Annotated in this window: 16 protein-coding genes; 11 read left to right on the forward strand and 5 right to left on the reverse strand. The window is 70.9% G+C overall.

All coding sequences use genetic code 11. The annotated features are described in order from the left end of the window. Positions 1 to 65: 65 nt before the first annotated feature. Positions 66 to 875 carry a dioxygenase gene (locus OG562_RS17740; protein ID WP_266398734.1) on the reverse strand — a complete coding sequence of 270 codons (810 nt, stop codon included), beginning with the start codon at positions 873 to 875 and terminating at the stop codon, positions 66 to 68. Positions 876 to 1,031: 156 nt separating this feature from the next. Here OG562_RS17740 and OG562_RS17745 point away from each other — a divergent pair, with 156 nt between their 5' ends. Next, positions 1,032 to 1,541, forward strand: coding sequence for a MarR family winged helix-turn-helix transcriptional regulator (locus OG562_RS17745; protein WP_266398736.1), 510 nt, complete (start codon positions 1,032 to 1,034; stop codon positions 1,539 to 1,541). Positions 1,542 to 1,593: 52 nt separating this feature from the next. Here the strand turns inward: OG562_RS17745 and OG562_RS17750 are convergent, their stop codons facing one another. Together OG562_RS17750 and OG562_RS17755 are read right to left on the reverse strand one after the other, a co-directional pair. Continuing rightward, a complete protein-coding gene (locus tag OG562_RS17750) occupies positions 1,594 to 3,162 on the reverse strand; it encodes an MFS transporter (RefSeq protein WP_266398738.1) in 1,569 nt (522 codons plus the stop codon). A 162-nt stretch (positions 3,163 to 3,324) separates the two neighbouring features. Then, positions 3,325 to 3,969 carry a TetR/AcrR family transcriptional regulator gene (locus tag OG562_RS17755; RefSeq protein WP_266398741.1) on the reverse strand — a complete coding sequence of 215 codons (645 nt, stop codon included), beginning with the start codon at positions 3,967 to 3,969 and terminating at the stop codon, positions 3,325 to 3,327. Between the two features lie 278 nt (positions 3,970 to 4,247). Between OG562_RS17755 and OG562_RS17760 the strand changes: the two genes are divergently transcribed. Together OG562_RS17760 and OG562_RS17765 are read left to right on the forward strand one after the other, a co-directional pair. Continuing rightward, complete coding sequence (locus tag OG562_RS17760; protein ID WP_266398744.1) at positions 4,248 to 5,561, forward strand: M6 family metalloprotease domain-containing protein; 1,314 nt, start codon at positions 4,248 to 4,250, stop codon at positions 5,559 to 5,561. A 31-nt stretch (positions 5,562 to 5,592) separates the two neighbouring features. Continuing rightward, positions 5,593 to 7,263, forward strand: a complete 1,671-nt coding sequence (locus OG562_RS17765; RefSeq protein ID WP_266398746.1) for a helix-turn-helix domain-containing protein — start codon at positions 5,593 to 5,595, stop codon at positions 7,261 to 7,263. A 127-nt stretch (positions 7,264 to 7,390) separates the two neighbouring features. On the opposite strand, the gene OG562_RS17770 is transcribed toward OG562_RS17765, so the two are convergent. Together OG562_RS17770 and OG562_RS17775 are read right to left on the reverse strand one after the other, a co-directional pair. After that, positions 7,391 to 8,584: a ParB/RepB/Spo0J family partition protein gene (locus OG562_RS17770; RefSeq protein ID WP_323187528.1), complete on the reverse strand. Its 1,194-nt coding sequence runs from the start codon at positions 8,582 to 8,584 to the stop codon at positions 7,391 to 7,393. Further along, positions 8,544 to 8,723 carry a hypothetical protein gene (locus OG562_RS17775; protein ID WP_266398749.1) on the reverse strand — a complete coding sequence of 60 codons (180 nt, stop codon included), beginning with the start codon at positions 8,721 to 8,723 and terminating at the stop codon, positions 8,544 to 8,546. Before OG562_RS17775 ends, OG562_RS17770 begins: the two co-directional genes overlap by 41 nt. A gap of 699 nt (positions 8,724 to 9,422) precedes the next feature. Between OG562_RS17775 and OG562_RS17780 the strand changes: the two genes are divergently transcribed. The 8 genes from OG562_RS17780 to cysD all read left to right on the forward strand — a co-directional run bounded on the left by OG562_RS17780 (position 9,423) and on the right by cysD (position 20,531). Further along, entirely contained in the window at positions 9,423 to 10,403 is a 981-nt protein-coding gene (locus OG562_RS17780) for a helix-turn-helix transcriptional regulator (RefSeq protein WP_266398751.1), read from the forward strand. Positions 10,404 to 10,832: 429 nt separating this feature from the next. Next, positions 10,833 to 13,967, forward strand: a complete 3,135-nt coding sequence (locus OG562_RS17785) for an amino acid adenylation domain-containing protein (RefSeq protein ID WP_266398754.1) — start codon at positions 10,833 to 10,835, stop codon at positions 13,965 to 13,967. Between the two features lie 419 nt (positions 13,968 to 14,386). Continuing rightward, the gene (locus tag OG562_RS17790; RefSeq protein WP_266398757.1) at positions 14,387 to 15,670 is read left to right on the forward strand and encodes a PLP-dependent aminotransferase family protein; all 1,284 of its coding nucleotides are present in this window, start codon (positions 14,387 to 14,389) and stop codon (positions 15,668 to 15,670) included. A gap of 110 nt (positions 15,671 to 15,780) precedes the next feature. Beyond that, entirely contained in the window at positions 15,781 to 16,860 is a 1,080-nt protein-coding gene (gene dpgA, locus OG562_RS17795) for a 3,5-dihydroxyphenylacetyl-CoA synthase DpgA (protein ID WP_266398760.1), read from the forward strand. Positions 16,861 to 16,874: 14 nt separating this feature from the next. Next, entirely contained in the window at positions 16,875 to 17,534 is a 660-nt protein-coding gene (gene dpgB, locus OG562_RS17800) for an enoyl-CoA-hydratase DpgB (RefSeq protein ID WP_266398763.1), read from the forward strand. Further along, positions 17,531 to 18,814 (forward strand): (3,5-dihydroxyphenyl)acetyl-CoA 1,2-dioxygenase DpgC, encoded by a 1,284-nt coding sequence (dpgC, locus tag OG562_RS17805; protein ID WP_266398766.1) that lies wholly within the window; start codon positions 17,531 to 17,533, stop codon positions 18,812 to 18,814. The genes dpgB and dpgC overlap by 4 nt, the downstream gene beginning before the upstream one ends. A gap of 155 nt (positions 18,815 to 18,969) precedes the next feature. After that, positions 18,970 to 19,599, forward strand: coding sequence for an adenylyl-sulfate kinase (gene cysC, locus OG562_RS17810; RefSeq protein WP_266409361.1), 630 nt, complete (start codon positions 18,970 to 18,972; stop codon positions 19,597 to 19,599). Continuing rightward, complete coding sequence (gene cysD, locus OG562_RS17815; RefSeq protein WP_266398768.1) at positions 19,596 to 20,531, forward strand: sulfate adenylyltransferase subunit CysD; 936 nt, start codon at positions 19,596 to 19,598, stop codon at positions 20,529 to 20,531. Before cysC ends, cysD begins: the two co-directional genes overlap by 4 nt. Positions 20,532 to 20,533: the final 2 nt, after the last annotated feature.

Raw genomic sequence — 20,533 nt, forward strand, 5'->3', positions numbered from 1 at the left:
TACGTCACCGCCCAGCCGTACGTCACCGCCCAGCCGTACGTCACCGTTCAGCCGTACGTCACCGTTCAGCCGAACTGCACCGACCGCTTCGCCAGTCCCAGCCAGAACCCGTCGATCACGGACTTCTGCGCGTCCAGCTCGCCGGACGCCTCCGCCGCGCCCATGGTGACGAAGAGCGGGGCGAAGTGCTCGGTGCGCGGGTGGGCGTAGCGGCCGGCCGGGGCCTTGTGGAGGAAGTCCAGCAGGCCGTCCCAGTCGCGGGTCTCCAGGGCGCGCCGGCCCCAGTCGTCGAACTCGGCCGACCAGGTGGGCACTCCCCCGCCGGTGTGGCGCAGGGCGGCGAGGTTGTGGGTGAAGAAGCCGGAGCCGACGATGAGGACGCCCTCGTCCCGCAGGGGTGCGAGCCTGCGGCCGACCTCCATGAGCTTCACGGGGTCGAGGGTCGGCATGGAGATCTGCAGCACGGGGATGTCGGCGGCCGGGAACATCTCGACGAGCGGGACGTAGGCGCCGTGGTCGAGGCCGCGGTCGGGGATGTCCTGCACGGGCATGCCGGGGGCGCGCAGCAGCTTGCGCACGCTCTCGGCGAGCTGCGGTGCGCCGGGGGCGTCGTACGTCACCTGGTAGTAGTGCTCGGGGAAGCCCCAGAAGTCGTAGACGAGGGGGATCGGGTCGACGGCGCCGAGGGCCAGGGGGGCCTCCTCCCAGTGGGCGGAGACCATGAGGATCGCCTTGGGGCGGGGGAGGCCGGCGGACCAGGCGGCCAGTTCGCCGGGCCAGACCGGGTCGTCGGCGAGGGGAGGGGCGCCATGACTGAGGTACAGGGCGGGCATGCGCTCCTGCGGGACGGCGCGCTCCTGAGTGGCGGCGGACATGGCGGCGACTCCCTCCGGGCCATCGGCCCCTGGCGGGCCGTTGATCGAAGTCAGTTGAAGTTGATCGAAGTTGATTGAAGTCTAAAACTTTTGCTCCACTCCACCCTATGCGCTATTGGTTTAAATTTCAAAGACAGGACCTTTACAGTGGAGTACATGACGAAGGCATCCACCCCCGCTGACGAACCCCAGTGGCTCACCTCCGAGGAGCAGCTCATCTGGCGCTCCTACCTGCAGGCCACGACCCTCCTCGAGGACCACCTGGACCGCCAGCTCCAGCGGGACGCGGGCATGCCCCACATCTACTACGGCCTGCTGGTGAAACTCGCCGACGCCCCCCAGCGCCGGCTGCGGATGACCCAGCTCGCCATGTACGCGAAGATCACCCGTTCCCGGCTCTCCCACGCCGTCGCCCGCCTGGAGAAGAACGGCTGGGTACGGCGCGAGGACTGCGCCTCCGACAAGCGGGGCCAGTTCGCGGTGCTGACCGACGAGGGCCTGGACGTGCTCAAGCGCGCCGCGCCGGGCCATGTGAAGGCCGTACGCAACGCGGTGTTCGACCGGCTCAGCCCGGAACAGCAGAAGTCCCTCGGCGAGATCATGCAGATCGTCGCCGAGGGACTCCAGCCGAACGAAGCGGGTGCGGACCTGCCCTGGTTGCGCTGACCGGTCCCGGCCGGGCGGCCGCCTCAGCGGGCGACCGCCCCAGCCGCGTGCGTCAGTGGGCGACCACCGGCACCGGGATCGCGTCCTCGGCGTCCAGCGCCCCCGACCCGGCGACCGGACCCATGTCCGGGCGGCCGGCGTTGACGAAGGTCAGGGCGATCGTGGCGGCGGCGACGAGGATGCCGACGGCGAACCAGATGGCGCTGGTGTACCCGTGGACCATGCCCTCCAGCTGCACCAGCTGCTGCTGGGGCTTGGAGGCGGCGGCGCCGATGTGGTCCTTGATGTACGACGTCGTCGCGGACGCGGCGATCGTGTTCAGCAGGGCGGTGCCGATCGCGCCGCCCACCTGCTGCGAGGTGTTGACCATCGCGGAGGCGACGCCGGCGTCCCGCGGTTCGACGCCCTGGGTGGCCAGGGACATGGCCGGCATGAACGCCGTGCCCATGCCGAGGCCGAGCAGCACCATCGCGGGCAGGATCACGGAGGCGTACGAGGAACCGATCTCCAGCTGGGTCAGCAGCAGCATGCCGAGCCCGGCGACCAGGAAGCCGGGGCCCATCAGCAGGCGCGGCGCGACCCGGGTCATCAGGCGGGTGCCGATCTGCGTGGAACCCACCATCATGCCGCCGATCATCGGCAGGAAGGCGAAACCGGTCTTGACCGGCGAGTAGCCCTTCACGATCTGCAGGTAGTAGGTCAGGAAGAGGAACAGGCCGAACATCGCGATGATCGCGAGGCCGAGGGAGAGGTAGACGCCGCCGCGGTTGCGCTCGGTGATGACGCGCAGGGGCAGCAGCGGGGCCTTGACCTTGGACTCGGTGATGACGAACGCGGCGAGCAGCACGGCCGAGGCCACGAACAGGCCGACCGTCACGGAGTCGCCCCAGCCGTCGGACTCGGCGCGGGTGAAGGCGTAGACGAGCGTGACCAGACCGAGGACGGAGAGAATGACGCCGGGCACGTCGAGCGGCGAGCGGTTGCGGCCGCCCTCCGGCTCACGGATGACGAAGTACGCACCGGCGGCCGCGATGATCGCGAACGGGATGTTGACGAAGAACGTCCAGCGCCAGTCGAGGTACTCGGTGAGCACGCCGCCGAGGATGAAGCCCACCGCGCCGCCACCACCGGCGATGGCGCCGTAGATGCCGAACGCCTTGGCGCGCTCCTTGGCCTCCGTGAACATGACGGCGAGCAGCGAGAGCGCGGCGGGCGCGAGCAGCGCGCCGAACGCACCCTGGAGGGCGCGGGCGCCGAGCATCATCGCCTCGTTCGTGGCGGCGCCGCCGAGGGCGGACGCCGCGGCGAAGCCGATCAGACCGGCGACGAAGGTGCGCTTGCGGCCCCAGATGTCGGCGATACGGCCGCCGAAGAGCAGCAGGCCGCCGAAGGCCAGCGCGTAGGCCGTGATGACCCACTGCCGGTTGCCGTCCGATATACCCAGGTCCTGCTGGGCGGAGGGCAGGGCGATGTTCACGATGGTCGCGTCGAGGACGACCATCAGCTGGGCGAGAGCGATGAAGGTGAGCGCTTTCCAGCGGTTGGCGTCCGGTGCGCCGGCCAGACCGGACGGACCGGCCTTTCCTGGAGCCTTGGAAGCCTTGGAGGCTGTTTCAGACATGGAGATACCCGCTTCGGGACTTCGTGACGGAAAAAACGTGAGGTAAGAGACGGCTCGTCGCCGATGACGGCCGTGAAGAACTGGTACGCGTGACGGACTGGTCCGCGTGGCGAACTGGTACGTGTGACGAACTGGTACGTGTAACGAACTAGTGCGTGGAGGTCAGGCCTTGCGGAGGTCCTCCAAGGTGACGGCCCTGCCCGGCAGGACGGAGGGGGCCGGGGCCCGCAGTCCGTCCAGGAACAATTGCAGGTGGCGGTGGACGAAGCGGTCGCCGCTCAGGCACGCCGTGCCCGCCGGGGGCCGGCTGAGCTGAGCGACCGCGATCATCAGGTCGCCCACGCCCACGTCGGTCCGGAGCTGCCCGGCCGCCTTGGCGCGGTCCATGACCTCTCCGATGATCTGCTCCACGCGTTCGCGTGCGGCCTCCAGGTCGGGGTGGTACTGGTCGAAGGTGCTGGAGATCATCGGGCACAGCGCGCTCAGCCGCTCGTCGGCGGAGGCGTGCACGAAGCGCTCCAGCGCCCCGAACGCGTCGCCGGTCTCGGCGAGGGCGAGCTGACCGGCGACGACCGTACGGTCCAGCACCGAGCAGACGACCTCGCGGACCAGCGCCTCGCGGTCGGGGAAGTGGCGGTACACCGTGGCGTTGCCGACGCCGGCCCGGCGGGCGATGTCGTCGAGCGGCACGTCGGCGCCGAGCTCTACGAACATCTCGCGGGCGGCGGTGACGATCCGCTCCCGGTTGCGCAGAGCGTCGGCGCGGGGCCGGGTCACCTTGCGCGCTGCGGGGATCGCGGTCTGCACGGCGTACTCCTTGGGGCGGGACGGATGACTCTCGGGTGTGCGATCCGGGGAAGGTCTCCCCGTTTCACTCGGACACCTGGCTAAACGGGGAAGGCATCCCCGGTTATTTCCCGGTCGCGAAAGTTTTTCGATGTGACCTGGGTCACGCATGCGGAGACCTGCGGGAAGGGGCGTCCCACGATCGGTCTCCTCCAGCGCGCGCCCGCGTGCACCCCGGCACAGGGTGATCGCAAGGGTGCAGTCGGTGACCGGTGGCTGCCCGGAGCGAAAGGCCCTGCATGCAGCCGCAGCCCGTGCGCACCGCCCCGGAACCCCTCCGCCGTCGGATACGCCCGCGCCGCGCCGCCGTTCTCGTCTCCGTCACCGCCCTGACGTTCGCGGTCAGCACCTCGGCCGGATCGGGACGCCTGGTCCCCGCCTCCGGCCCGACGGCGGCCGGGGCGGGACCGATCTCCCTGGCCCGTTCCTCCGCCCTCGCCCCCTGCATGATCAACGGCGATACGGCGGTCCAGATGTCCGAGGGCGTGCCGACGTCCGGCGGCTACTCCCGCTCCACCGGCGCCGTCCGCGCCCTCACCCTGATGGTCGACTTCCCGGACGCGCCGGGCCGGGGCAGCGCGCTGGAGCGCTACCGGGAGTTCTTCCCGCAGACCCGGGAGTGGTTCCGCACCGCCTCCTACGGCCGTCTCGACTACCGCGCCGAGACCCCGATCCGCCGCTGGCTGCGCATGCCCAAGGCGTTCCGGGACTACGGCATAGAGCGCGGCGCCCCCTTCGACCCCGGCTACCGCGATCTCGTCCAGGACATCGTGGCCGCCGCCGACCCGAGGGTGGACTTCCGCTCGTACGACCTCCTGAACGTGCTGGTGACGCCGAACGCCGGGCCTTCCGCGCTGGACACGGTCCTGTCGGTGACGTTCGCCGGGAACACCGAGGCCCCGGTCGCCGACGGGGTGACCGTGGCGAACGCGTCCTTCGTCTACTCCCGGCAGGACGACGGCTCCGGCTCCTACGACCGCACCGGCTACCGCGTCCTGCCCCACGAGAACGGGCACGTCTTCGGCCTGCCCGACCTCTACACCCAGGAGGGCGGGGGCGCGGTCGGCCACTGGGACATCATGAGCGAGGACTGGGGGGCCAACAACGACCTGCTGGGCTGGCACAAGTGGAAGCTGGGCTGGCTGGACGCGTCGCAGATCGCCTGCGCGGCGCGCCCCGGCACGACCGAGTACACCCTCACCCCGCTCGCGCGCGCGGGCGGCCCGAAACTGGTCTTCGTACCCCTCGGCGGCCGCACCGGGTACGCGGTCGAGCTGCGCACCCGCGGCGGCAACGACGAGACGGTGTGCCGTCCCGGAGTCCTCGTCTACAAGGTCGACGCGGACGTCGACACCGGCATGGGCCCGGTGACGGTGTACGACTCCCACCGGGACAGCGGGGGCTGCACCCGCAGCCCGAACGTCCACGCGGAGCTCTCCGACGCGCCGTTCTCCCCCGGCGAGACCTTCAAGGACCCCCGGCACGGCATCCGCATAGCGGTGACGGGAGCGAACCTGAAGGGCGACTACCTGGTGCGGGTGACACGGCGTTAGCCCCGGTCCACGGGGATACGGTGTCCCCGAGATGTCCACACCTCCCCACTCCCCCGCCGCTCCCCCCGCCGCTTCCCCGGTCGGCGCCGCCGCCGTGCCGCCGCCCGAGGCCGTCGCCCCGCTGGTGCGCGGCGTCGCCGTGCTGCGCCGGCTCACCGAGGCGAACGGCGTGCTCAGCCTCAGCGCCCTGGAACGCGCCACCGGCCTGGCCCGCTCGACCGTCGACCGGGTCGTCGGCACCCTCGTCCGCATGGGGTACGTCCGTCTCGACGGCCGGGACGCGATCCTCACCCCCCGGGTGATGGAACTGGGCAACGCCTACCTGGCCGCCCTGCGGCTGCCCGCCCTGCTGGACTCGCGGGCGGACGCCCTCGCCGACGAACTGGACGAGTCGGTCTCCCTCGCGGTCGCCGACGGCGACGCCGTCCGCTTCATCCACCAGGCGACCCGGCGTCGCGCGATGTCCCTGAGCTTCCGCATCGGCGACCTCCTGCCGGCCGAACGCACCGCGCCGGGCCCGCTGTTCGCGACCGAGTGGACGGACGCGGACTGGTCGCGCTGGCACGATCGCCGGGCGACGGACCCCCAGAACCGGGCCTTCACCGCCGTACCCCCCGCCTCTCGCATTTCACCGGACGAGGACCCGGGCAAGGACCCGGACGAGGACTTCGTGCGGCGGGCCGGGCGGGCGGGGGCGGACGGCTGGGCCCTGGACGACCAGCTGATCGAGCCGGGCCTGGTGGCGCTCTCGGCACCCGTACGGGATCCGCGCGCCGGACGGATCGCCTGCGTCGTGAACATCGTGAGCCACACGAGCCGGCACACCGCGCCGCAGTTGCACGACGCCCTCCTGCCCCGCCTGCGGACGGCGGTCGCGACGATGGAGGCGGACCTGCGCCAGGCCCCGCCCGCGCAGCCCGGCCCGCCTCCCGCGGGCCTCGCCCTGTGGACGGGCGCGTCGAAGCAGGAACTGGGCCGCGAGTTCATCGAGTCCCTCGCGCGCGGACTGACGGTCCTGACGGCGTTCGGCGAGGGACGGGCCGCGCTGACCCTGGCGGAGACGGCCAAAACGACGGGCCTGGCCCGGGCGACGGCCCGCCGCGCTCTGATCACCTACGAGCACCTGGGCCTCGTGACCCAGACCCCCGACCGAAGGTTCGCCCTCACCCCCCAGGTCCTCTCCCTGGGCTTCCCGCCCCTCTCCCGTACGTCCCTCCCCCGCATCGCGGCCCCCCACCTGACGGCGCTGGCGGAACGCGTCCACGAGTCGACCTCGCTGGCCGTCCTCACCGAACGGGGGGACGAGATCCAGTACACGGCCCGGGCGACCGCCCCGCACGTCATGAGCGTGGACATCACCGTGGGCACACGCCGACCGGCCGGCCCGACGGCCCTGGGCCAGGTCCTGCTGGCCGGTGCGTCTTCCGGCGCCTCTTCCGGCGGTGCTTCCGCCCGTGCTTCTTCCGGCCATGGTCACGCCCTGGTCGACGAGGAGCTGGAGCAGGGGCTGCGGTCGATCGCGGTCCCCGTCCGCGACCGCACGGGCCGGGTGGTCGCCGCCCTCGACGCGGCGACCCACGTCGCCCGGCGCACCCGGGAGGAGTGCGAACAGGACATCCTTCCCGAGCTCCTCACCACCGCGGCCCACATCGAGTCCGATCTCCACGTGGCCGCGCGCTTCACCCGGGTCCCGTTGAGCTGATTCCCGGTCCGGACGAGGCAGGCAGACAGGAAGTCAGGCAGACAGGCAGACAGGAAGGAAGGAAGGAAGGAAGGAAGGAAAAGCCGGAACAGGAAAGGCCGGAAGGGGGAAGAACCCTGCGCGGAATTCACGCGCTGAGCGATCCGTCGTCCTCGCCCAGGTCGTGCATCTCCTCGACCTGCTGCACCAGATCTTCGGCAAGCCATCGCCACATCCCGGCGTATCCCTGAGCGAGCCGCGCCACGGACTCCTTGCAGTGCGCGGGCACCGCCTCGGCGACCTTCCGCCGGTCCCGGGTGATCAGTGCGCAGACGTCGAGCAGGCGCAGGAGGGAGCGCCCCGAGGCGTTGTGACGCAGCGAAGGATCGCGGGTCAGCATGCCGGTGATCTTCATGACGTCCTCCAGCGCCATGACCGGCGTCTTCTCATCGGCCAGAGCACGCCGCCGTGCGGCCGGCAGCCGGGTGATCGTGGCCCCGGTCGCGGGCGCCCGGACCGGAACCGCTTCCACCGCCGATGTGCGGCTCACGGCCTCCGTGGCCTGAGCCGCGCGACCCCGTACGCCGCTCGGCACCGGGCTCTCGCCGCGCTGGATCCGGTTGCGCACGTCCGCGACGGTCGCCGGGGCCAGACCCACCTCCGCCGCGATCTGCCGCAGGGAGAAGCCGGGATTGCTCCGGATCAGCTCACCGGCCTGTTCCCGTCTGCGGGCGGAGTCGATGGGCCGGACCCGGCCGTCCCGTCCGACTCTGCGGTCGGACTGCGGCAGCGCCATCTCCTTGCGCAGCCGTGCGACCTTCTTCGGGGAGAGGCCGGCGACCGCCGCGACGGCCCGGTCGGACCACTGCGGATGCGAGGTGAAGATCCGCATCGCGGCGGCCGCCCGGTCGGTCGTGGACAGTGTCCGCCCGTGGGCGATGTTGGCTGCCACCGCAAGGAGCCGGGCGTCCTCCTGATCGCCGTCGAAGAACCGCGCCGCGATGCGGTCCTCCCCCAGGAGCTCGACCACGCGCAACCGGTGGGCGCCGTCGATGACGGTCATGCTCGCGCGGTGCACAAGAATCGGCGGGAGCTCGTCTGCGGTCTCGGCCAGGACCCGAATGTGGTCGGCGTCCTCACCGTGTACCCGTGGGGAGAAACCGGTCCGGAGGCGTTCCACCGGGACCCGCTCGACAGGCAGTTCTTTGAGGATGGATTGCAGCTTTATCAAGTAATCTGAATCTGCTCGGTCCACGGCCATTCCCATCGCACGAAGCCAATCCGATTCACAAGGGGTGACTTCACTGCCATCCATGGTCGTTCTCAGTGATCGAGAATGCATCCGAGTCGGCGGCCAGCAGCTGGACTTCCTGCGCCCGGGAGTCGGCGTGCTCGACCTGCACGGCAAATCCGGTCGCCGTCACAAGAACACCGGCCAGGATCACGCCGCGAAAGACATTGCGCGGAATCAGGTAGGACATCGGATACCCCTTCTCCTTTGCTGGATCTCGCTGACAGGAATGAGATTGCCGTCAGCGCAGGGAGAAGAAAAGTAGGCAGGCGGGAGGTAAACCGGCCATGACCTACTCTGTCCACCCCAGCCCTGGGGACGGACCTGCCTCGAGGTCAGGCCTGAACAAGGGGATCTCGGCACGGACCAGCTCCCAGGCCTGCAGCTCCGCCACGGCGGAGCTGGCATGCCCCCACAGAGAGAGGGCCGCCGTCTCGGCCTCCTTCAATGATTCGGCATGCACATAAAAGCCGATGATGGGGTGGGGCGCCATATCCGGGTGCACGCTCACATGTTCGAAGCCGTGCCGGCCGGCGCAGGACCGGGCAATGGACTTCGCGACCGAGGAAGGTACTACCGCATCGGGCCAACGCGGCCGGAGAGATACGTGGACGAGAAACATAGATGTCCTTGCCATCCGAATGCCTGGTGTTCGGACGATGTCATTCCGCAGCCGCCGAGCTGGTCCCGACCACCGTCTGCGTGTCCTGAGAGTACACAGGGTGGGCCAACTGGGCACATATGAAGCAACTCTGTTCAACTCCGGCAACCCCTTGCTTTGTTGCAGCTTGATCACATAAACTCAAGGGAATGTCTTGAATACATGCACAGCGGGGGCGGCATGGTTGACACAGAGGCAATACATCCGGGTTCCCTGGGCTCACTCGGCTTGGAGCCGGTCATCGAGTCCGTCTACATCGCGTTGCTGGACAGGACGCAGGGCGTAGCCGACATCTGCCGCCGCCTGGACCTGCCGGAACACGTCGTCCGCAACGCCCTCGACCGCCTCAGCGAGTTGGCCCTCGTGCGCGCGTCGGTCGGATCCCCGCATCGTCTGCACGCGGTCAGCCCGCACGTGGGCATGGAGTTCCTGATCGCCCAACAGCGCTCCGAACTCGCCAGACACCAGCAGAGGCTGGAAGCGGCGCAGGCCGCAGCGGCCAAGTTCATCCTGGACTACGACGGACGTCAGCCTCCCGGCGCCGACGGGGCCGAGGGCAAATACCTCGTAGGGCTGGACGCGATCCGGGACCATCTGAGAGTCCTCAACGACCAAGTGGCCGAAGAACTCCTCACCTTCGCGCCCGGCGGCCCGCAGAAGCGGGAGAACATGCAGGCGTCCCGGCCGCTCAACCAGCAACTGCTCAGACGTGGCGTACGGATGCGCACGGTCTACCTGAACAGCATTCGCACCGACCGGCCGACCATGGAACACGCACGCTGGCTGACCGCACAGGGATGCGAGGTCCGCACCGTCCCGTCACTGCCGAACCGAATGATCATCTACGACCGTAAACTCGCGATGATCGCCTCCAACGCCGCGGACACCGCCGCCGGAGCCGTCCAGGTGAGCTCACCGGGTACCGTCACGGCGCTGCACAGTCTGTTCGAGAGCGTGTGGCAGTCCGCGGAACAGCTCGAGGCGCCGGTGCAGCCGGCCCCGGGAGAGCTGACCGCTCAACAGGCCGAGGCGCTCCGGCTTCTGGCGCTCGGTCACACCGACGAGGCCATCGCCACGCGCCTGGCAGTGTCACCGCGCACCGCCCGCCGCATCACGTCCAGCCTCATGACCCACCTCGGCGCGCGCAGCCGTTTCCAGGCAGGCGTGCTCGCCATACAGCAGGGATTCCTCCCTTCTCTCTCCGAGTGACGCCCCGAGGGAAGCCCGAGTGACTCCCCGGGAGACTCCCCGAGGGACGCCCGAGAAGACGGCGTAGCGCCTCTTCCCGCCGGGTCCGGCCGGAGCACGCTGCCGCCTGACCGCCAGGTCCGGGGACAGCACGCTGCCGCCTGCTGTCCAAGTGGTTCCGGAATTCGCTTGAACAGCGGGGTCGATGTGCAACCATCCCTGCCGGCAGGCACGTTGACACTCCCGGTCGCTCATGGTCTCGTGGCGCACATCACCGAGATCTCCGTAGAAGACCTTTCCGAATTAGGCGATGGAGCAGATTCGGCGCCGCCTCAGGGTTGGTTGTTCGCCGCGACGCCTGCTCTTTCTCCGCCGAAGCAGGAGTGGGGACTTCCCTCTTCTCCGACGCTTGCGGACCGCCGCCTTGAGTATCGTGTGGAGTCGAACCAGATGCGTGATTCGCTTTCCCTTCACGGGCGGTTTCATGAGCAGGTCGGGCGTACTCCGGATGCGGTGGCGGTGCGTTCCGCGGGGCGTGAGCTGACCTATCGGGCGCTGGACCGGCGGTCCGATGCGCTGGCGGGTGTCCTCATCGGCCTGGGGGTGGGCCCGGAGGCGCCGGTCGCGGTGCTGACCGACCGCAGTGTGGACGTCACGACGGCGTTCCTGGGCGTCCTCAAGGCCGGCGGCTGCTACGTGCCCCTGCACACCGGGTTCCCGGCCGAGCGGATGGAACGGATCATCCGTCAGACGGGCGCACAGGTCCTGCTGACCGATGCGGTGTCGGCCGCCCAGGGGCTTCCCGAGGGCGATTTCACCGTGGTGCGGGTGGACGAGCCGGTACGCGCCGGCGCAGCGCCCGGGCCGGCCGGAGTGGTGTGCGCGCCGGACCGGTTGGCGTATGTGATGTTCACCTCCGGCTCCACCGGGGAGCCCAAGGGCGTCGCCGTCAGCCACCGCAACGTGCTGGATCTGGTCGACGACTCACTGTTCGACACCGGGCATCACGACCGGGTCCTGATGATCGCCCCGTATGCGTTCGACGCTTCGCTGCACGGCCTGTGGATGCCTCTGCTGCGCGGCGCCACCTCGGTCATCGCCGCCGCTGACGACGTGTCCGCGCCCCGGCTGCGAGAGCTGTTCGACACGGAGGAGATCACCAGTGTGGAGATGACCGCCGGTCTGCTGCGGACCATCGCCGAGGGCGCTCCGGAGACCTTCCACGGGCTGCGCGAAGTGTCCACCGGCGGCGACGTCATCTCCCCGGTCGCGGTGCGGCGGATCCTCCAGGCCTGCCCCGGCACGGTGGTGCGCGCCACGTACGGGCCCACCGAGACCACGCTGTTCGCCACCCAGCACGCCTACACCGACGCCGCCCAGGTCGCCGACCGGGTCCCCATGGGCCGTCCGCTGGACGACATGCGCGCCTACGTCCTGGACGGGCAGCTGGCCCCGGTCCCCGTCGGCGGCCCGGGCGAGCTGTACATCGCCGGGGCCGGCCTGAGCCGCGGCTATCTGCACCGCCCGGGTCTCACCGCCGAACGCTTCGTCGCCGACCCCCACGGGCCGGCCGGCAGCCGCATGTACCGCACCGGCGACATCGCGTGCCGGAACCCGGACGGCATGCTCGAGTTCCTCGGCCGCGCCGACGACCAGGTCAAGATCCGCGGCTTCCGCGTCGAGCCGGGCGAGATCGAAGCCGTCCTGTCGACGTTCCCGGGGCTCGCCCAGGTCGTGGTCACGGCCCGGGAGGCAGACGGCGACAAGCGCCTGGTGGCCTACGTCGTCGGCGACAGGGCCGTCGACGTCGGCGCGCTGCGCGAGCACGCCGCGGCCGCCCTGCCCGAGTACATGCTCCCTGCCGCTTTCGTGACCCTGGACGCCTTCCCCCTCACCCCGAACGGGAAGGTCGACTACCGGGCCCTGCCCGCACCGGAGTTCACCGCGACCGCCGCCTACCGCGCCCCGCGCACCCCGGACGAGGAGACGCTCTGTGCTCTCTTCGCGCAGGTCCTCGGCGTCGAGCGGGTCGGCATGGACGACGACTTCTTCGACCTCGGCGGCCACTCCCTCCTCGCCACCCAGCTGATCGGCGAGCTGCGGACCGCCTTCGACGCGGACGTGTCCATCCGGCTGCTGTTCGGCGCCCCGACGGTCGCCGCGCTGCTTCCGCTGCTCCGGGCGCAGGATCCGAAGGCCCGCCGCCCGGTGCTCGCCCGGAGCGGGCGCCCCGCCCGCGTCCCGCTGTCCGCCGCCCAGCACCGGATGTGGTTCCTGGAACAGTGGGACGGCCCTTCCCCCCTGTACAACCTGCCCGTCGTCCTGCGGCTGAGCGGCGACCTGGACCGGGACGCGCTCCAGGAGGCGGTCCGGGACGTGATCGTCCGGCACGAGAGCCTGCGCACCGTGGTGGGGGAGGCGGCCGGCGAGCCGTACCAGGTGGTGCTCGACCCGGCCGACCTGCACCTCGTCCTGCCCGTCAAAGCCCTGGACGAGGCGGAGCTCGACGCCGCGGTACGGGAGGCCGGCGGCCGGCCGTTCCGTCTGAAGGCCGACCCGCCCCTGCGTGCAGAGTTGTTCGTCCTGAACGAGCGCGAGCACGAGCACGTGCTGGTGCTGACGCTGCACCACATCGCCTCGGACGGATGGTCCAAGGCGCCGCTCAGCCGTGATCTGGCCACCGCCTACACGGCCCGGCGGGCCGGCCGGGCCCCGGCGTGGTCCGAGCTTCCCGTGCAGTACGCGGACTACACGCTGTGGCAGCACACGCTCCTCGGCGACCCCGGCTCCCCCGACAGCCTCGCCGGGCGTCAGCTCGCGTACTGGAAGGACGCCCTGGACGGTGCACCGGACGAGCTGGCCCTGCCCTTCGACCGGCCGCGCCCCGCGGACAGCGCCCACCGGGGCGAGGCCCTCCCGCTGCGGCTCGACGCCGAACTGCTCGCCTCCGTAGTCGAGTTGGCGCGACAGCAGGACGCCACGCCCTTCATGGTGCTGCAGGCCGGACTCGCGATGCTGCTGCACCAGCTCGGCGCGGGAGCGGACATCCCCCTGGGCAGCGTGGTGGCCGGGCGCGGCGACACGGCGCTCGACGACCTGGTCGGCTTCTTCGTGAACACCGTCGTCCTGCGCACCGACCTGTCAGGAGACCCCTCCTTCACCGAGCTGCTCGCCCGGGTGCGGGAGACCGCCCTGGGCGCGTACTCCCACCAGGACGTGCCCTTCGAGCAGGTCGTAGGGGCCGTCAACCCGGCCCGTTCGCTGTCCCGGCACCCGCTCTTCCAGGTCATGCTCGTCCTGCAGAACGTCACCGGCTACGAGTTCGCGATGCCCGGCCTCGACGTCTCGGTCGTCGAGGAGGCCACGTCGACCTCGAAATTCGACCTGCTCTTCAGCATCACCGAGCAGTACGACGAACAGCGTCGCCCCGTCGGCGTCACCGGCTACGTCGAGTACGACACCGCCCTGTTCGACGCGTCGACGGTCGAGGGGATCCGTGACCGCTTCGCCACGCTGCTCACGAAGGTCGTGGCCGACCCGGGGCAGCGGGTCTCCGCGCCCTTTCTCCTCACCCCGGTGAGCTGACCGCAGCCGAGCGGATCGCCGCCCGGATCGCCGCCCGGGCCGCATGCCGCTGCCGCGCTGCCGCGCGCCGCCGAACTCCTCGTCTCCTTCTCGGCGATCCTCGAGGCCGGCGCCCGCCCCTGCGGCCTGGCGCGGCGGAGCCCGGCGGACCCGGGCGACTCCGGCCACCTCGCCCCGCGCCGGCGAAGGGGACGTCATACCGGCTGAATCGGTGCCGGGAAGAAAGCGCACGGCAATGAAGACAACGCACGGCAATGCGACTCAAGCACGCGGTTCGGCGCATTGCACGGCATTGGCGAACCACGAGTGATCGTGTGATGCTGAGGCCTCCAAAACAGCCTCAATTCATTGGCGCCTGGGGGAATTTCATGCCAGGAATCACCGTTGCCGCCGACACCCGTTCGCGGGATTGGCTGGAAATGGCAGAGCTGCACGGCAGTGTTTCCGAGCCGGTGCTGGACACCATGAACTTCCTCAACGAGGTGACCCATCGCTATCCGGACGCGATTTCGTTCGCACCGGGGCGGCCGTACGACGGATTCTTCGAGACCGAGCAGGTCTTCGCCTGTATCCGCCGCTATCTGGACCACTTGGCGGAGCAGGGCGGCTCGACGGCCGACATCCGCACCGCGCTGTACCAGTACGGGCCGACCGCGGGGCTGATCCGCGGCATCATCGCCGACTCGCTGCGGGCCGACGAGGACACCGACGTTCCGGCCGAGTCCATCGTGGTGACCGTCGGCGCCCAGGAGGCCATGCTGCTGGTGCTGCGCGCGCTCATCGCCGGCCCCGACGACGTGCTGCTGGTCTCCAGCCCCTGCTATGTCGGGATCACCGGCGCCGCCCGGCTGCTCGACGTGACCGTACGCCCGGTGGAAGAGCGCGAGGACGGGTTCAGCGCCGCCGATCTGGAGGCCGCGGTGCTGGCGGAGCGGGCGAACGGCCGCCGCCCCCGGGCGTTCTACGTGGTGCCCGACCACTCCAACCCGTCCGGCAACACCATGGGGCCCGAGGCCCGCGAGGAGCTGCTGAAGCTCGCCGAGCGCCACGACTTCCTGGTGCTGGAGGACAGCCCGTACCGGCAGGTGAGCCCCGGCACGCCGCTGCCGACCCTGAAGTCCCGGGACCGCGCGCGCCGGGTGGTGCATCTGGGCTCGTACTCCAAGACGGTCTTTCCCGGCGCCCGGGTCGGCTTCGTCGTCGCCGACCAGCGCGTGCGTGACGCCGGGGGCGGCGAGCATCTGCTGGCCGACGAGCTCGCCAAGATCAAGAGCATGGTGACGGTCAACACCTCGTCGCTGAGTCAGGCGGCCGTGGCCGGCGCGCTGCTCGGCGCCCAGGGCCGGCTGTCGCGGCTCAACGCGGAGGCGGCCGCCTACTACGGCGACGCGATGCGGGAGATGCTGCGGCAGCTCGACGCCCGGCTGCCCGCCGACCGCCGCGAGGCCCTCGGCGTGCGCTGGAACGAGCCGACCGGCGGCTTCTTCCTCACCATGCGGGTCCCGTTCCGGGTGGACAACGCCCTACTGGCCCTGTCCGCACAGGACTTCGGCGTGATCTGGACGCCGATGACGCACTTCTATCCCGGCGCCGGAGGCCTCCACGGCATCCGGCTGTCGACCAGCTATCTGACGCCTGCCGAGATCGAGGAGGGCGCCGCGAGGCTTGCGCGCTTCGTCGAGGCGCAGAGCGCGGCGCTCTGACCAGCGGCGCAGACAGCGCAACTCCCAGCGAGAGAGGACGTGCACATGTCCGGACCGAGTCGGAATCGACGACCGCGGAGCAAGCCGCGTACGTGGGGGTGGACGTTCCGATGACCCTGGCAGCCGAGCTGCGGCCCCGCGCTCTGGGCGTGGGCACGGCGGTGACGCCCACCTCGTACACCCAGCAGGAGGTGCTCGACGCCTTCGGGATCACCGACGCCAAGATCCGTTCGGTGTTCCTCAACAGCGCCATCGAGCGCCGCCATCTGACGCTCCCGGCGCAGGACGGCGCGGGCGGCCGCGTCCACGAGCCGCAGGGCGACCTCCTCGACAAGCACAAGGCCAAGGCCGTCGAGATGGGCGCCGAGGCGCTGCGCGCCTGCCTCAAGCGCGCCGGGGCCGAACTCTCCGATCTGCGCCATCTGTGCTGCGTGACGTCCACCGGACTTCTCACCCCGGGACTGAGCGCCCTGCTCATCAAGGAACTCGGCATCGACCGGCACTGCAGCCGCTCCGACATCGTGGGCATGGGCTGCAACGCCGGCCTCAACGCCCTGGGCGTGGTCTCCGGCTGGGCCGCCGCCCACCCCGGCGAACTCGCCGTCGTGCTCTGCACCGAGGCCTGCTCCGCCGCCTACGCCATGGACTCCACGATGCGCACCGCCGTGGTCAACAGCCTCTTCGGCGACGGCGCCGCCGCGATCGCGATCCGTTCGGGCGCCGCACCGGACGAGGCGGCCGTGCCCGAGGGCCCGCACATCCTGAAGTTCGCCAGCTGCATCATCCCGGACGCCGTCGACGCCATGCGCTACGACTGGGACCGGGAGCAGAGCCGCTTCAGCTTCTTCCTGGACCCGCAGGTCCCCTATGTGGTCGGCGCCCACGCCGAGCTGGTCGTGGACCGGCTGCTGGCGGACACCGGACTGCGCCGCAGCGACATCGCCCACTGGCTGGTGCACTCCGGCGGCAAGAAGGTCATCGACGCCGTCGTGGTCAACCTCGGGCTGACCCGGCACGACGTCCGGCACACCGTCGGCGTGCTGCGCGACTACGGCAACGTGTCGAGCGGCTCGTTCCTGTTCTCGTACGAACGGCTCCTGGACGAGGGAGTCGCCCGGCCCGGCGAGTACGGCGTGCTGATGACCATGGGGCCCGGCTCGACGATCGAAACGGCGCTGGTTCAGTGGTGAACGCGGAGGAAGTCATGGAAGACGTGCTGACCGTGGTGATCGACGGCGCCGAGCCGCCGTCGGCGGTGACGGTGAGGGCCGTGCAGACGGTCTGCGACGCGGCCGAGGACCGGGCCGGTTTCGGTGTCGTCGCCGTGCAGGTCAGCGGCGCCCCGGCCGAGGGGTGGACCAGCGGCCTCGACGTGATGAAGGTCAGCAAGTGGGAGCGGGCGCTGCGCCGGCTGGAGCGGCTTCCGCGCGCCACCGTGGCGGTGGCGTCGGGCGACTGCGGCGGCGCGGCCCTGGACGCCTTCCTCACCTGCGACATCCGGGTGGTCACGCCCGGCGCCCGGCTGCTGGTGCCCGGCGACGGCACGGCGACCTGGCCCGGGATGGCCGGATACCGGCTCGTCCAGCTGGCCGGGGCCGCCCGGGTCCGCCGCGCGCTGCTGTTCGGGCTGCCCATCGAGGCCCCCGAGGCGTTGCAGCTGGGCCTCGCCCACGAGGTGGCCGACGACCCGGCGGGTGCGCTCGCGGCTGCCGCCGAGCTGGTCGGCGGGCTGGCCGGCAAAGAGATCGCGATCCGTCGGCAGCTGCTCTTCGACGCCGTGACGACCAGCTTCGAGGACGCTCTCGGCCCGCATCTGGCGGCGTGCGACCGGGTGTTGCGCAAGCCCGTGGCGGAGGCGTCGTGAGCGTTCGGGTCTGGCCGGCCCTGCAGGAGGCGGCCGACCGCGTCGATGAACTGGTGTCCGCGCTGCCGGAGCCCGGCTCGCGGCTGCCTGAGGAGCGGGCGGAGCTCACCGCGGCGAAGGACGCGGCGCGGGCGCTGCGGACGCGCTTCCTGCAGACGCATGTCGACGCGGTGTACGACCGCCTCACGGCCGGCGGCGCCGAGGGGCTGCGGATCGCGGAGCTCGTCGCGGCCGCCGCGGCCGAGTTCCCCGCGCTGGCGCCGACGGCCGGGCAGCTCGCGGCCGACCGCGGCCGACGGCAGGCGGACAAGGAGGGGTACGAGATCGACCAGGGCATCTTCCTGCGGGCCGTGCTGGATTCGCCCCGGGCCGGTGCGCATCTGCTCGACACGATGCTCCGGCCCACTGCCCGGGCGCTGCGGCTGCTGCCGGAGTTCATCCGCACGGGCGTCCTCGAGACGGCGTCCGTCCGAGTGGAACGGCGGGACGGCACGGCGTATCTCACGATGTGCCGGGACGACTGCCTGAACGCCGAGGACGACCAGCAGGTCGACGACATGGAGACCGCCGTCGACCTGGCGCTCCTGGACCCGGGGGTGAGGGTGGGTGTGCTGCGCGGCGGCACGATGACCCATCCGCGCTACCGGGGCCGGCGGGTGTTCAGCGCGGGCATCAACCTCAAGAGCCTGCACGCCGGCGACATTTCGCTGGTCGGGTTCCTGCTGCGGCGCGAGCTCGGCTATCTCCACAAACTCGTGCGCGGGATACGGACCGAGGACGCGCCCTGGCACGCCCGCACGGTCGAGAAGCCGTGGGTGGCGGCCGTCGAGACGTTCGCCATCGGCGGCGGCGCCCAGCTGCTGCTGGTCTTCGACCACGTGCTGGCCGCGTCGGACGCCTATCTCAGCCTGCCCGCCGCCCGAGAGGGCATCGTGCCCGGGGCCGCCAACTTCCGGCTCGGCCGGCACACCGGACCCCGGATCGCCCGGCAGGTCATTCTGCAGGGTCGCCGGCTGCGCGCTGCCGAGCCGGACGCCCGGCTGCTGATCGACGAGGTGGTGGAGCCGGAGGAGATCGACGCGGCCGTGGCCCGCGCCGTCGACCGGCTGCGCGGCCCGGCGGTCGTGCCCAACCGGCGGATGCTGAACCTGGCCGAGGAGCCGGTGGACGAATTCCGCCGCTACATGGCCGAGTTCGCGCTGCAGCAGGCCTTGCGCCTGTACGGCGAGGACGTCGTCGAAAAGGTGGGCCGGTTCGCGGAGAAGGCCCGGGCGAGGTAGCGGTGCGGCCGGTCGAGTGCGCCTGGCGCGACCGGCCGCACGCCTGCGCCTGGCCGGCCGAACTCTCCGACCGAACCCTCTGGCCGAACTCTCCGGCCGAACTCTCCGAGTGGGAAATCCGGGTGGGAAATCCGAGTGGGAAAGAGGTTGACCCGATCATGGTTCGCTCCGGTCCGACGGTTCGCTCCGGTCCGACGGTTCGCTCCGGTCCGACGGTTCGCTCCGGTCCGACGGTTCGCTCCGGTCCGTGGGAGCGCGGTGCCACCGTCTGGCTGACCGGCCTGCCGAGCGCGGGCAAGACGACCATCGCGACCGCGGCCGCCGGGCGGCTGCGCGCGGCCGGGCGCCGGGTGGAGGTGCTGGACGGGGACGAGATGCGTGAGTTCCTCTCCGCCGGGCTCGGCTTCTCCCGTGCGGACCGCCACGCCAACGTGACCCGCATCGGCTTCGTCGCCGAGCTGCTGGCCTCGCACGGCGCGCTCGCCCTCGCTCCGGTCGTCGCACCGTACGCGGAGAGCCGGGAGGCGGTGCGCCGGCGTCACGAGGCGTCCGGCACGCCGTATCTGGAGGTGCACGTGGCCACGCCGGTGGACGTGTGCTCCGGTCGCGATGTGAAGGGCCTGTACGCCAGGCAGGCCGCCGGTGAGCTGACCGGGCTGACCGGGGTGGACGACCCCTACGAGCCGCCGACCGATCCGGAGCTGCGGATCGCGGCTCACCTGCAGAGCGTGGACGAGTCGGCGCAGGCGCTGCTGGATCTGCTGAAGAGAAAGGGCATCGCATGACGTCATCGACCGCCGTGGCCGAGGAGGTGGGCAGGCCGTGCGTCCTCACCCACCTCGACGCCCTGGAGTCCGAGGCGGTGCACATCTTCCGTGAGGTGGCGGGCGAGTTCGAGCGGCCGGTGATCCTTTTCTCCGGCGGCAAGGACTCGATCGTGATGCTGCATCTGGCGTTGAAGGCGTTCGCGCCGGCGCCGGCGCCGTTCGGGCTGCTGCACGTGGACACCGGGCACAACTTCCCCGAGGTGCTCGCCCACCGCGACCGGGTGGTGGCCGAGCACTCCTTGCGGCTGCAGGTGGCGTCCGTCCAGGACTACATCGACCGCGGCGAGCTGCGCGAGCGTCCCGACGGCACCCGCAACCCGCTGCAGACGGCGCCGCTGACCCACGCCATCCGCGAGCAGCGGTTCGACGCCGTGTTCGGCGGCGGGCGGCGGGACGAGGAGAAGGCCCGGGCCAAGGAGCGGGTGTTCAGTCTGCGGGACGAGTTCTCGCAGTGGGACCCGCGCCGCCAGCGCCCCGAGCTGTGGAACCTCTACAACGGCCGGCACGCCCCCGGTGAGCACGTACGGGTCTTCCCGCTGTCCAACTGGACCGAGCTGGACGTGTGGCAGTACATCGCCCGCGAGGGCATCGGGCTGCCGGAGATCTACTTCGCGCACGAGCGCGAGGTGTTCCTGCGGGGCGGCATGTGGCTGACCGCCGGCGCATGGGGCGGTCCGAAGGACGACGAGCCGGTGCAGAAGCGCCGGGTGCGCTACCGCACCGTGGGCGACATGTCCTGCACCGGCGCGGTGGACTCCGACGCCGTCGATCTCGACGCCGTGATCGCCGAGATATCCGCCTCCCGGCTCACCGAGCGGGGGGCGACACGGGCCGACGACAGGCTGTCCGAGACCTCGATGGAAGACCGCAAACGCGAAGGGTACTTCTGACG

It is taken from the genome of Streptomyces sp. NBC_01275 (assembly GCF_026340655.1).
GTDB lineage: Bacteria > Actinomycetota > Actinomycetes > Streptomycetales > Streptomycetaceae > Streptomyces.